This is a genomic window from Providencia sp. AGC89, assembly GCF_053543535.1.
The window spans coordinates 105,234-118,284 of sequence record NZ_JBIXLP010000068.1 but is presented as its reverse complement, the minus strand read 5'-3'; the positions used below and the strand labels follow the sequence as shown (position 1 = coordinate 118,284).

General features: G+C 41.3%; 14 protein-coding genes. 13 read left to right on the top strand and 1 reads right to left on the bottom strand.

The genetic code is table 11. The features are described 5' to 3' along the window. From napG to ACIPUA_RS14170, 12 genes are all read left to right on the top strand, one after another. Entirely contained in the window at positions 1–711 is a 711-nt protein-coding gene (gene napG, locus ACIPUA_RS14225) for a ferredoxin-type protein NapG (protein ID WP_042845217.1), read from the top strand. Beyond that, entirely contained in the window at positions 698–1,561 is an 864-nt protein-coding gene (gene napH / locus ACIPUA_RS14220; protein WP_042845216.1) for a quinol dehydrogenase ferredoxin subunit NapH, read from the top strand. The genes napG and napH overlap by 14 nt, the downstream gene beginning before the upstream one ends. Further along, entirely contained in the window at positions 1,558–2,007 is a 450-nt protein-coding gene (gene napB / locus ACIPUA_RS14215; protein ID WP_042845215.1) for a nitrate reductase cytochrome c-type subunit, read from the top strand. Before napH ends, napB begins: the two co-directional genes overlap by 4 nt. A gap of 9 nt (positions 2,008–2,016) precedes the next feature. After that, a complete protein-coding gene (napC, locus tag ACIPUA_RS14210; RefSeq protein ID WP_048607975.1) occupies positions 2,017–2,655 on the top strand; it encodes a cytochrome c-type protein NapC in 639 nt (212 codons plus the stop codon). 199 nt (positions 2,656–2,854) lie between these two features. Then, a complete protein-coding gene (locus ACIPUA_RS14205) occupies positions 2,855–3,595 on the top strand; it encodes a heme ABC transporter permease (RefSeq protein ID WP_042845213.1) in 741 nt (246 codons plus the stop codon). After that, entirely contained in the window at positions 3,592–3,804 is a 213-nt protein-coding gene (gene ccmD, locus ACIPUA_RS14200) for a heme exporter protein CcmD (protein WP_048607973.1), read from the top strand. Before ACIPUA_RS14205 ends, ccmD begins: the two co-directional genes overlap by 4 nt. Beyond that, a complete protein-coding gene (gene ccmE, locus ACIPUA_RS14195; RefSeq protein ID WP_042845209.1) occupies positions 3,801–4,289 on the top strand; it encodes a cytochrome c maturation protein CcmE in 489 nt (162 codons plus the stop codon). The genes ccmD and ccmE overlap by 4 nt, the downstream gene beginning before the upstream one ends. Beyond that, positions 4,286–6,217: a heme lyase CcmF/NrfE family subunit gene (locus ACIPUA_RS14190; RefSeq protein WP_042845207.1), complete on the top strand. Its 1,932-nt coding sequence runs from the start codon at positions 4,286–4,288 to the stop codon at positions 6,215–6,217. The genes ccmE and ACIPUA_RS14190 overlap by 4 nt, the downstream gene beginning before the upstream one ends. Beyond that, entirely contained in the window at positions 6,214–6,771 is a 558-nt protein-coding gene (gene dsbE / locus ACIPUA_RS14185; protein ID WP_042845205.1) for a thiol:disulfide interchange protein DsbE, read from the top strand. The genes ACIPUA_RS14190 and dsbE overlap by 4 nt, the downstream gene beginning before the upstream one ends. Continuing rightward, on the top strand, positions 6,768–7,838 hold the full coding sequence (locus ACIPUA_RS14180) for a cytochrome c-type biogenesis protein CcmH (RefSeq protein WP_449059801.1): 1,071 nt from the start codon (positions 6,768–6,770) through the stop codon (positions 7,836–7,838). The genes dsbE and ACIPUA_RS14180 overlap by 4 nt, the downstream gene beginning before the upstream one ends. 439 nt (positions 7,839–8,277) lie before the next feature. Beyond that, the gene (locus ACIPUA_RS14175) at positions 8,278–8,721 is read left to right on the top strand and encodes a DUF2946 domain-containing protein (protein ID WP_042845422.1); all 444 of its coding nucleotides are present in this window, start codon (positions 8,278–8,280) and stop codon (positions 8,719–8,721) included. 157 nt (positions 8,722–8,878) lie between these two features. Further along, positions 8,879–10,906, top strand: coding sequence for a TonB-dependent copper receptor (locus tag ACIPUA_RS14170; RefSeq protein WP_042845202.1), 2,028 nt, complete (start codon positions 8,879–8,881; stop codon positions 10,904–10,906). Positions 10,907–10,960: 54 nt separating this feature from the next. Here the strand turns inward: ACIPUA_RS14170 and ACIPUA_RS14165 are convergent, their stop codons facing one another. Then, positions 10,961–11,845, bottom strand: coding sequence for a helix-turn-helix domain-containing protein (locus ACIPUA_RS14165; protein ID WP_042845201.1), 885 nt, complete (start codon positions 11,843–11,845; stop codon positions 10,961–10,963). Between the two features lie 898 nt (positions 11,846–12,743). On the opposite strand from ACIPUA_RS14165, the gene ACIPUA_RS14160 reads away from it, so the two are divergent. Continuing rightward, positions 12,744–12,998 (top strand): helix-turn-helix domain-containing protein, encoded by a 255-nt coding sequence (locus ACIPUA_RS14160; protein WP_042845200.1) that lies wholly within the window; start codon positions 12,744–12,746, stop codon positions 12,996–12,998. The last annotated feature ends 53 nt before the right edge of the window (positions 12,999–13,051 follow it).

The window sequence follows — 13,051 nt, the reverse complement described above, 5'->3', positions numbered from 1 at the left end:
ATGCCCCAGAAAGCGAAAGCTCAAAAGGCTAAGTCCCAGAACAGTCGCCGTCGTTTTTTGCGTGATGTTGCTCGCGCAGCGGGCGGGTTAGCGGCTGTTGGTGTGGTACTGGGGCTTCAGCAACAAACGTCTCGGGCCAGCGGAGTTAGGCTCCGCCCACCGGGCGCTCTTGATGAAAAGGCATTTTCAAGTGCTTGTGTACGTTGTGGTCAATGCGTGCAAGCTTGCCCTTATGACATGTTGAAACTAGCAACATTAGCATCAGGCTTAGCAGCAGGAACCCCGTACTTCATCGCCCGTGAAAACCCATGTGAAATGTGTGAAGACATTCCGTGCGCCAAGGTATGTCCAAGTGGTGCGCTGGATAAAGACATTGAATCAATTAATGATGCACGAATGGGATTGGCAGTTTTGTTAGATCAGGAAAACTGTCTTAATTTTCAAGGGTTAAGGTGTGACGTCTGTTACCGAGTATGTCCACTTATTGATGAAGCAATCACCTTGGAATTGGAACAAAACCACCGAACAGGTAAACATGCGAGGTTCTTACCAACAGTCAATAGCAATTACTGTACAGGGTGCGGTAAGTGTGAACAGGCTTGTGTACTGGAAGAGGCTGCTATCAAGGTATTACCAAGGTCGCTAGCGAAAGGTGAATTAGGTCATCATTACCGTTTTGGCTGGCTGGAGGGCAACAATGGCAAATCGTAAGCGTGATGCCGGACGTGAAGCTCAGGCTAAAAAGGGCTGGTGGCATAGCCATAAGTGGTTGGTATTTCGACGTGTGAGCCAATTGCTTGTGCTAGCTATGTTTCTCAGTGGGCCATGGTTCGGTGTTTGGGTTTTACATGGGAACTACAGTAGCAGCTTATTGCTAGATACTGTGCCTTTGACTGACCCACTCATTACCTTAGAAAGCTTAGCAAGTGGATATTTACCCGGTATTTCGGCACTGGTAGGCGCAGTTATTGTGTTCGGGGTATATGCACTATTAGGTAAGCGTATTTTCTGTAGTTGGGTCTGTCCTGTGAATCCGATCACGGATGCGGCAGCTTGGTTGCGCCGTAAGTTTGAGTTAAACCAGTCCGCAACAATACCGCGTTATATCCGCTATGTATTGCTCGGAGTGATCCTCATTGGTTCAGCGGTGACAGGGACTCTTCTTTGGGAATGGTTAAATCCAGTTTCATTAATGGGGCGCAGTTTAATTTTTGGTTTTGGTAGCGGTGCATTAGTCCTCGTTGCACTGTTTTTATTCGATTTATTGGTTGTGGAACATGGATGGTGTGGTCACCTTTGCCCTCTGGGTGCCCTGTATGGCATCGCGGGTTGTAAAGGCGCATTAGTTGTTACAGCGGAAAATAAACAAAATTGTAGCCGCTGTATGGATTGTTTCCACATTTGTCCGGAGCCGCAAGTACTGCGTGCCCCGGTCTTAGATAAGCAAGCCCCAGCGCAGATTACAGATAAAGACTGCATTACTTGCGGTCGTTGTATCGATGTCTGTTCTGAGGATGTTTTTAAAATAACACTACGATGGAGCTCGGGAGCTAAATCATGAAAAATCCTGTCCTGAAAAAGACGCTAAGCCGCGCAATTGCAGGTATGGCCCTTGTTGTTAGTAGTCTTGTTTGGGCTGCTAATGGTGTCGATTTGTCTCAATCACCGGAAGTGTCTGGTACGACAGAGGGAAGCATTCATATTCCGAAAGAACAGGAAAGAATGGCGCTAAACTATGTGAACCAACCGCCGATGATCCCACATAGCGTTGAAGGTTACCAAATTACGACGAATACTAACCGCTGTTTACAGTGCCATGGTGTTGAGAATTACCGGACAACAGGTGCGCCAAGAGTGAGTCCAACACACTTTATGGATGCAACAGGTAAAGTGCTTGGTGAAGTCGCACCAAATCGCTATTTTTGTTTACAGTGCCATGTGCCGCAGTCAGATACGGCACCTATCATTGATAACACATTTACCCCATCCAAAGGCTTTGGGAAATAAGGGGGAGACATGGCAAATAACAATGATAAGCAGGTCAATGGCGAAAAACAGCCGCGTAAAGGGCTCTTTGGCTTAATTGGACGAATATGGCGTTGGTGGCGTAGACCAAGTCGCTTAGCGTTAGGCACCTTATTGCTGATCGGTTTTGTGGGTGGCGTGATTTTCTGGGGGGGCTTTAATACGGGGATGGAAATGGCGAATACAGAAGAGTTTTGTATTAGTTGCCATGAGATGCGTGAAAATGTCTATGAAGAATATATGGATACCATTCACTATACGAACCGTAGTGGTGTGAGGGCGACTTGTCCAGACTGCCACGTACCCCATGAATTTGGCCCCAAAATGGTACGCAAAATTCAAGCCAGTAAAGAATTATACGGTAAGATTTTTGGCATTATTGATACACCACAAAAATTTGAAGACCACCGTTTGGCAATGGCACAAAGCGAATGGCGCCGGATGAAAAATAATGACTCTCAGGAATGTCGTAACTGTCACAACTTTGAGTATATGGATTTTACTGCGCAAAAAGGGGTCGCGGCAAAAATGCATGACCAAGCTTTAACTGAAGGTAAAACCTGTATTGATTGCCATAAAGGGATCGCACATAAATTACCGGATATGCGTGAAGTTGAACCGGGCTTCTAACCTTAGAGAGTCGTTTTACCATTGCTTATAACTATGATTTGTAAACAATGGTTAACAAATAGGCTGGTTATACATCTGAGTATGATCAGCCTAAGTTATATTTGTGTTAAATCAATATATTTGCTTTTTTAACGTGTATTGTATGATGTGCTGTTATGCAGAATTTACTAACAATATAAAAAATCAAGGTAACTAAACTATGTGGAAAAAGCTTCATCAACTTGCCATTCCAGTCAACCTTTACCGGTTATGCGGCCGTCTAGTACCGTGGTTTATTATATTGAGTGTAGTCTGTTTAGCTGTCGGTTGGATTTGGGGTTTTGGTTTCGCACCAACAGATAAAGTTCAAAGTGAAAGTTATCGCATTATGTATATCCATGTTCCAGCTGCAATGTGGTCAATGGGGATTTACGCAGCCATGGCGATCACGGCCTTTGTGGGTTTAGTTTGGCAAATGAAAGTGTCGGAATTGGCCATAGCAGCAATGGCTCCCATAGGAGCAGTGTTTACGTTTATTGCATTAGTGACAGGTGCAACATGGGGTAAACCAATGTGGGGCGCGTGGTGGGTATGGGATGCACGTTTAACCTCAGAGCTGATTTTACTTTTTCTATATGTGGGGATTATTGCTTTATGGCATGCGTTTGATGATCGTCGTATGGCGGGCAAAGCAGCGGCTATTTTAGTGTTAATCGGGGTGATAAATTTACCTATCATTCATTACTCTGTTGAATGGTGGCAAACTCTGCATCAGCCTTCTACTCGTATGCAAGAAAGTATTAACCCTGCAATGCGCACACCACTCCGTTTAGCTATCTTGGGTTACTTATTTTTATTTATTTCTTTGACATTAATTCGTTTACGTAATCAATTATTGATTCTAGAACGCAATCGCCCATGGGTATTAGACATAGTTAATAAGGGAGGCCGCAAGTCATGACATCCGCATTTGCATCTTGGAGTGATTTTTTTGCGATGGGGGGCTATGGTTTTTATGTATGGCTGGCTGTTGCGCTAACCTTAATACCGATTCTGTTACTCTGTTTGCATACATTTTTTCAAAGAAAAATGATTATAAACGCAATTCTTAAACAGCAAGCTCGTGAAGTAAGGCAAAAAGCGGCAAGAGCGCGTAGGGAGGGGATGTGAATATTCGTCGTCGTAACCGGCTTTGGTTAATTTGTTCCATACTTGTCGGTGTCGGTTTAACATTGGCGTTGATCCTATATGCGCTACGCTCCAGTATTGACCTCTTCTATACACCCGGTGAAATTATTTATGGTAAACGGGAAACCCATCAAATTCCAGAGGTTGGGCAGCGTTTACGTGTGGGTGGAATGGTAATGCCAGGCAGTGTTGTACGCGATGACTCAAACCCAAACTCATTAAAAATCACCTTTACGGTTTATGATGCTGAAGGTGAGGTAGATGTGAGCTATGACGGTATTTTGCCCGATTTATTTAAAGAAGGGCAGGGGGTTGTTGTTCAAGGCGAATTACAAGCGAACAACCATGTTTTAGCCAAAGAAGTCTTGGCGAAACACGATGAAAACTACACCCCACCAGAAGTTGAAAAAGCGATGCAAGAAAATCACCGCAGGCCAGCAGCTGCCTATAAGGACAATGCATCATGATCCCTGAAATTGGTAGCATTCTGCTTTGCTTAGCATTAGGTATTGCGGTTTTACTGTCGTTTTACCCTTTATGGGGAGTGGCACGTAATGACGCACGCTTAATGTCATCATCTCGTCCATTAGCATGGTTACTTTTCTTATGTGTCACAGGGGCATTTTTAGTATTAGTCAATGCCTTTATTGTTAACGACTTCTCTGTGACTTATGTTGCTAATAACTCCAACACACAATTACCCATTTGGTACCGCATAGCCGCAACATGGGGGGCTCATGAAGGTTCTTTATTGCTATGGGTATTGTTGATGAGCGGTTGGACTTTTGCCGTAGCAATAGGAAGTTATCGTATGCCACTTGATATTGTGGCTAGAGTACTCGCGGTAATGGGGATGGTCAGTGTTGGCTTTTTGTTATTTATTATCTTCACCTCAAACCCATTTTCACGTACGTTGCCGGCTTTCCCGATTGAAGGGCGAGACCTCAACCCGTTATTACAAGACCCTGGGCTAATTTTTCACCCTCCATTGTTGTATATGGGGTATGTTGGTTTCTCTGTGGCATTTGCCTTTGCCATTGCGGCATTGCTTAGCGGGCGTTTAGATAGCTCTTTCACTCGCTTTGCACGCCCATGGACGATGGCGGCATGGTTCTTTTTAACCCTTGGCATTATGCTAGGTTCGGCTTGGGCCTACTATGAATTAGGTTGGGGCGGCTGGTGGTTCTGGGACCCAGTTGAGAATGCCTCATTCATGCCATGGCTAGTGGGGACAGCTCTGATCCACTCATTATCTGTCACTGAGCAGCGAGCCACATTTAAAGCATGGTCATTATTATTGTCGATTTTTGCTTTTTCCTTGTGCTTGCTTGGCACATTTTTAGTGCGTTCTGGGGTTCTAGTTTCTGTACACGCCTTTGCCTCAGACCCATCCCGAGGACTATTTATCCTTGCCTTCATGGTACTGGTGGTCGGTGGCTCTTTATTAGTGTTCGCATTAAGGGGGCATAAGGTTCGTTCAAGGGTCAACAACGCATTGTGGTCACGTGAGTCCATGCTATTAGGGAATAACGTTATTTTAACGGCAGCAATGTTGGTTGTTTTATTAGGGACATTATTACCTTTAGTGCATAAACAAATTGGTTTGGGGACGATTTCGATTGGTGAGCCGTTCTTTAATACTATGTTTATCGCCTTGATGGTGCCGTTTGCCTTGCTATTGGGGATTGGGCCGTTAGTACGCTGGGGGCGAGATCGCCCTGCTGCTATCAAAAAAATGCTTATTATTGCAACGATAATGACATTAGTGTTGTCATTTGTTTTACCGCTATTAATGGAAGATCGTATTGAGGCGTTAACCGTTGTTGGCTTGATGATGGCGTGCTGGATTGCAATTTTAGCTTTTGCTGAAATGAAAGTTCGTATAAGCAAAAAAATCAAACTAACGCCGAGTTATTGGGGCATGGTTTTGGCGCATTTAGGCTTAGCCGTCACGATAGTTGGGATAGCCTTCAGCCAAAACTACAGTGTTGAGCGCGATGTCAAAATGAAGCCAGGGGATAGCATTAATATTCGGGCTTACACCTTTACGTTTAATGGCGTCAGAGAAGCCGATGGTCCTAATTATCAAGGCGTTATAGGTAGCATCTCTGTAACAGAAAAAGGCAAAGTGGTTAGTATTTTGATGCCTGAAAAACGTTTTTATAACGTTAGTCGTGCTGTAATGACAGAAGCGGCTATTGATGGTGGTTTTACCCGTGATTTATACGCAGCTTTGGGGGAAGAAATATCAAAAAGTACATGGAGCATGCGCTTGTATTATAAACCCTTTGTACGCTGGATTTGGTCAGGTGGTGTATTGATGGCAGTTGGTGCGTTGTTTTGCATGTTTGACCCACGCTACCGTCGTCGTAAATTACAGAGGGAAACGGCATGAATCGCAAAGTCTTTTTAATCCCTTTTATTATCTTTGCAGGGATAGCCGCCGTCTTATTATGGCAGCTAATGCGTAATGCGGAGGGGGATGATCCTCGTTTACTTGAATCTGCTCTAATTGGTAAACCTGTTCCTGTATTTAGGCTCGAATCATTAGAAAACCCCGGGAAACATTATGAATCTGATGTATTAACACAGGGGCAACCGATTTTACTTAATGTATGGGCGACATGGTGCCCGACTTGTCGTGCAGAACATCAGTATCTCAATAAACTGTCTGCACAAGGTGTACGGGTTGTGGGGCTAAACTATAAAGATAAGCGTGATAAAGCGATTGTGTGGCTGCGAGAGCTTGGTAACCCTTATGCACTGAGTTTATTTGATGGGGAGGGGATGTTGGGCCTTGATCTCGGTGTCTATGGCGCACCAGAAACCTTTTTAATCGATGGCAATGGTGTGATCCGCTATCGCCATGCAGGGGCAATGGACGAACGTGTTTGGGAAAAAGAGTTTAAACCCCTTTGGGAACGCTATAATCAGGAGGCGAACCAATGAGGTATTTACTCGGTTTATTCATGTTAGTACTCAGCTCAACAGTCACATATGCGGCTACTGAAGTGTTTACTTTTGATAGCGAACAGCAGGAACAACAATTTCGCAAGTTAACGGAAGAATTACGGTGTCCAAAGTGCCAAAATAACAGTATTGCGGACTCTAACTCAATGATTGCGCTGGACTTACGTCAAAAAGTGTATGAGTTGATGAAAGAAGGTAAAAGCCGGGACGAGATTGTTGATTACATGGTTGCCCGCTATGGTTATTTTGTGACTTATAACCCGCCATTAACGCCACTCACCATGATGTTATGGGGCTTACCTTTTGCCGCCATCGCATTGGGGGGATGGATTATTTTTGCCCGTTCGAGAAAACGGGTGCGTATCAAGCAGGTGGAACTGGGTAATGATGGCGTATTACCAGAAGCCTCCCGTGCCAGTAATTGGGTTTACCTTCCAGGGTTAGTGATTGCTTTAGGTGTAGCTGGCGGCGCCTATTATCAAGTGGGTAGTTACGCTAAAGTCACGGATTGGAATAATGCTTACCAACAAGCCCCAGCTTTACTAGATAGAGCATTAGACCCTTCTGAGCCCCCGTTGAACAATGCGGAAATGGAACACTTAGCTTTAGGCTTACGGACACGTTTACAAGAAGACCCTCAAAATATCGAGGCATGGGTGATGTTAGGGCGAATTGGCATGGTACTCAATAATGCGACCATGGCGACAGATGCTTATGGCAGAGCTTATCGTCTTGCGCCTAAAGATGAAAACGTCATTATAGGGTATGCCGAGGTTCTTACTCGCTCGTCTGACCCTGAAGATAACCGCCAAGGTGCTGAATTGCTCAAAAAATTAATTGCTAAAGATCGCACGAATGTGAAAGCGCTGAGCATTTTTGCTTTCAATGCATTTGAACAAGAGCGCTATGCAGAGGCAATTTCAGCTTGGCAAATGATGTTAAAATTATTACCTGAAAATGATCAGCGTCGGCCGATTATCGAGCGCAGTGTTGAGCAGGCTTTGATGATGGTACATGAAAAGAAAGGGACGCCGACAGGTAAGTAATATCCTTCTTGATAATGTTATACAGGCGAAAGTCTGTATAACATTCATTTCTTATCGTTCACTTCAGTTTTTTCTAATTTCAGTTGCTTATTAAAGAAAGCTAATAATCATTATTTTAATATGGTTTTAGCTTTTAATTATATTAAAGGTAACTTATTTATATTTTTACTTATTATTTTATGATTGCAATCATGTCTTTTCTATCTGCTAGTTTTCATTTACCGCTTTCAAATAATATTCATCCAACAAATGATGCCAATAGGATAGGTAAATCCTAAAACAAACAGTTGTATAAAAGCGAAAAGCCTCCTTTCACTGTACAAATAGTACAAAATTGCTGTGCGATTTAACATTAATGGTGAAAATCAATAACATTAGGCATCCAAATAAGATACACTTTCGCCCTATAAAAATGGGTATTGAAAATAACGGAAAAACGTTGCACCTGCGTCCTTTTATCAGACAGTTAGCTGCTTATCTTGCTTTACTTGCTGTCGCAATGCTGTTTATTGCTCCTTTGGTTTCAAAATCAATGGAACATGCAACCGCTTGCACAGAAGCACATAGTGAGACGGCTGCGCCTTTGATGCATAAGCATCAGGGGGAAGTAATGCCTGAAAATTGTGAGCTATCGGTACCCATGAATCATATGTTAATGACAGGGGTTGGTCAGTCGCCTATGGAAGACATAGCCTGTGGTTACTGCCAGTTATTGATTCATTTCCCATTTCTAATTCTGTTTGTTGCTGCGGTAATCCGTCAACTGGCAACCCTGGCAATTTTTATCCCCTTTGAGCGTTGTATTCAATTTTGGCTGTATAGGCCATGGTCATTACATTTAGCTAGAGCCCCTCCTCAATTCCTATGCTTATCTAAAAATTAATTATTTTTCAGACTGTTATTTTGTGTTTTTTTGCACAGAAGGTTTTTCATCATCTTGAATTTTTACTATTTTCAGGATTGGTATTCCTGTTGCAAATTTTTAGACACAAAGGTGAATAACAGAAATATTAGTGTTGATATCGATACATAGGTAGCAAATGAATACTCAATTTTTTAAAATTGCCCCCGTTGCAGCGTTGGTGGTTAGTGCGGTTATTAGCGAATCTACAGCAGCTAAAAATGAGGCTAATCAGAGTCTCATTACAGATAGCTCAGTGATGATTGTTACTGCACCTGTTGATTCTCCATTAACTATCACTACATCGCCTAAAACCCCAAGGCAGCCAGTTCCCGCAAGTGATGGTTCAGATTACCTAAAAACTATCCCTGGTTTTTCGCAAATTCGTAATGGTGGGACAAATGGCGACCCTGTTTTTCGCGGGATGTTTGGCTCACGTTTACGTATTTTAACTAACGATAGTGAAATGTTAGGCGCCTGTCCTTCCCGTATGGATGCTCCAACATCCTATATTTCGCCAGAAAACTTCGATGTTCTTAATATGATTAAAGGTCCACAAACCGTTTTATGGGGACCAGGGAATTCTGCTGGCACGATCCGTTTTGAACGAGAAAAACCTTTGTTTACTGAAGCTGGTATAAAAGGGAATGCAAGTGCATTAACTGCATCAAATAACCGCTGGGATGGTAATGCTGATATCAGTTTAGGTAATGAAGTAGGTTACATTCGAGTCATTGGTAATAAATCCCGTTCTAATGATTATAAAGATGGTAATGGGCATAAAGTGCCCTCTAAATGGGATAAATGGAATGCTGATGTCGCAGTGGGTTGGACGCCAGATGAGTATACTTTATTAGAATTAACCGCAGGGAAAGGTGACGGGGAGGCCCGTTATGCTGGAAGAGGGATGGATGGTTCTCAATTTAAACGGGAAAGTTTAGGTTTGCGCTTTGAAAAGAGCAATATTGGTGATGTTCTTGATAAGGTTGAAGCGAATGTTTATTACAATTACGCTGATCATATTATGGATAATTACTCTTTGCGTTCACCTTCAGGTGGGGGAATGGGGCATATGGGACATGGCGGTCATGGCATGATGAATATGCCAATGAAAATGCGAGTTGACCGTGAAACCATGGGTGGGCGTGTTATGGGCACATGGTTATGGACTGACTATGAGCTACGTAGCGGTGCAGATATGCAAACAAATAAGCACCGAAAAAATCAGAATAATAGTTGGAAAAAGGATGCTCAATTCCAAGACTATGGGGTATTTAGTGAGTTGACTTGGCATGCAACCACACAAGGCAAAATGGTCAGTGGAGCACGGTTAGACCGTGTGATCGTTGATAATAATACAGGTATAGGGGCTTCTGGGCGTAATACAGTAATGCCAGCAGGCTTTGCTCGTTATGAACATTCGTTATCTGATACCCCTGTTATGCTGTATGCCGGTGTAGGATATACCGAGCGTTTCCCAGATTATTGGGAGTTATTTTCACCTAAACTGGGACCGGATGGTACCAATAATGTATTTGATAAGGTGAAAACTGAAAAAACAACCCAGTTAGATATTGGAGCTAAATATGCACATGAAAATACAAATGCATGGGTTTCTGCATATATTGGTCATGTGGATGATTTTATTTTGTTTCGTTATAGCCCAACAAACCCACGCATGAGCCAGATAGAAAATGTAAATGCGCTTATTATGGGCGGGGAGCTCGGTATTGCCCAAAAACTGAATGATGAATGGAAAGCAGATGCGAGTCTCGCTTATTCATGGGGAGAAAACCGTACAGATGGTAAAGCATTGCCACAAATGCCCCCATTAGAAGGGCGTTTAGGGTTGTCATGGGAAAAAGGGGATTGGACAACAACTGGTCTATTACGTGTTGTGAGTCGTCAAAACCGTGTTGCGATTAATGATGGTAATGTTGTTGGAAAAGATTTTAGTCAGAGTGCGGGTTTCACTATTTTCTCATTAAATACAGCGTATGTTGTCAATCAAAATATGAAATTAAGTGCAGGGGTTGATAATCTATTTGATAAAACATATAGCGAGCATTTGAATTTAGCGGGTAACAGTGGATTTGGTTATTCATCAAACCAGCCTGTTAATGAGCCAGGAAGAACTTTTTGGGCAAAAGTTAATGTGACCTTTTAATTTCAATTAAATTTGCAAACAACCCGCAGAGTAATGCGGGTTGTTTGTGAGTAGTTAAACAAGCACTGGAATATAATAATTCAATTCTTGGATGTAGTGATGGGGGTTATTTATAAATGCTTCGTAAGTAGGTTTGGAGTTTAAAACATACATTTCTATATCCGAACCAGTTCCACGGACAATATCCATTTCAGCTAGAACTTTACCATAAGCAGTATAGATAATATCGTTGTAATCAATCCCCTGCAGACTACCATCTAATTTAATTTCCAAATAATTTCCACTCGGTAGTTGAAAGTTTGTTGCTTGTGGTGGGGTGATATCAACATCTTTTTCATCTAATGCAGTAATATATAAGAAAGTCCCTTCTTCATTAGAGCTCAAGTCTACACCATGAATAGCATATAGGTGCTGCGTCACATATTGGTTTTTATCAAGAAATTTTTTCCAATATTGTCTGCGTAATTCATCGGTTTTAAGGTTCCAACCATTTATATCCTTGGTATATCGATGCTTAATACCAAGTAAATTTATTGCGGGCAATTGAGTAAGTCTGACTTGGAATTGAAGTTCTTTATTTTCACGAAGTGGCAGACAGAACCCATCGACCTTCCAACCTTTGCGCTTTCTATATTCAGAAGGGGTAAGGTTAAATTGCTTTTTGAAAGCGCGACAAAATGTTTGTTGCGAATCAAATCGGTATCTCAGTGAGATATCCATAATGCTGTCGTTAGTTAATCGTAATGCTACCGCTGAACAGGAAAGGCGCCTTGCTCGGATATACGAGCCAAGTGCCAAGCCAGTTTGGTTTTTAAATAGGCGCTGAAAATGCCATTTAGTGTATCCTGATTTATCGGCAACAGTATCTAGGGATAGGCGAGATTCTAAATTTTGTTCTATCCAGAGAATGATTTCCCTGATAACGCTTTCTTGTAGCATGATTATCCTTTCAAGTTGCTATTACCTAGATCAATAAAGTAAATAATGCTTAATACTGACAATGATACTAGATAAGAATTCATGGATGCTCGCAATAGAATACCATGTCTACAGACAGTTTGATTAAAAAGATGTGAAGTTAAGTAAGTTTTTCTTCTAAAAGTATTGTTGTTACCGACTGAAATACAATTATTTGTTGTTAGTTTAACATTAAATATGTATTAATAACTATTTAAGTTTAAAGTAAATAAACGTACAACTATAGAAATAGATAAAGAACAGTTAATATTATTATTGCTAAATGCCGATAATCCTTTTGAGATGATTGTAAATGGATTGATATAAAAAACAGATCCAGCTTGGATTGTTGTGATTTATAATGAAAATATAAGCCGTTTATCTTTAATGGGTTGCTGAAACGATGATTAGTTATAAAAAATAGGGCTATTTTTTATAACCACAAATATTATTTTTTTTATACAATAGCCGTATGGAAACTTATTGATACGCTTAACTACAAATTGTCACGATTTCCATAAGTAAATAACATTAAATGTATAGAGTTTATTTCATCAAATTTAAAAAATAAGCTAAAATATTATTGTAATCTGATAGATACATTGTTCACGATTAGGGATAGGTGAGTAAATTAACCCATTCTTCATTGGGGGGGGTAATGTAGTACCAATCGAATCTTATCTGCAACAATGAAATAATAAAAAATAATAATATCATAATGTTATGTTTTTATTGTGTTTTCCTTCGATAGAAATAGTCTTTTAATGATTGGTTTAATCGGAATTTAGTTATTTTAAGTCAATTTATAAATTGAAAAGTGGTGTTAATTTACGCGTCGCTTAATTAGATAGCTTATACGTATGTAACCCAGGGGGGTATTATGAGTAAAGACAGTATCGCTAAGATGTTGGGGATAAAAATTCGTAATCAACGAGAAAGTCATAAAATGACCGTTAAACAAACTGCGAATTTAATTGGGGTAACTGAAGATGAAATGAGACGTTTCGAAAACGGTGAAAGTTGTATTGATGTAGATTCATTATTTCAGTTTGCCTACTTATTCAATATTGAGCCAGCCTCTTTCTTATATGGCGTAGTGAATGTTAACAGCGGGATGCGCAGTACTCTACACTAACATTGTTTAGTATTGGCTGAATAAAAAACTTAATGATCAATTGGTTAAACGTA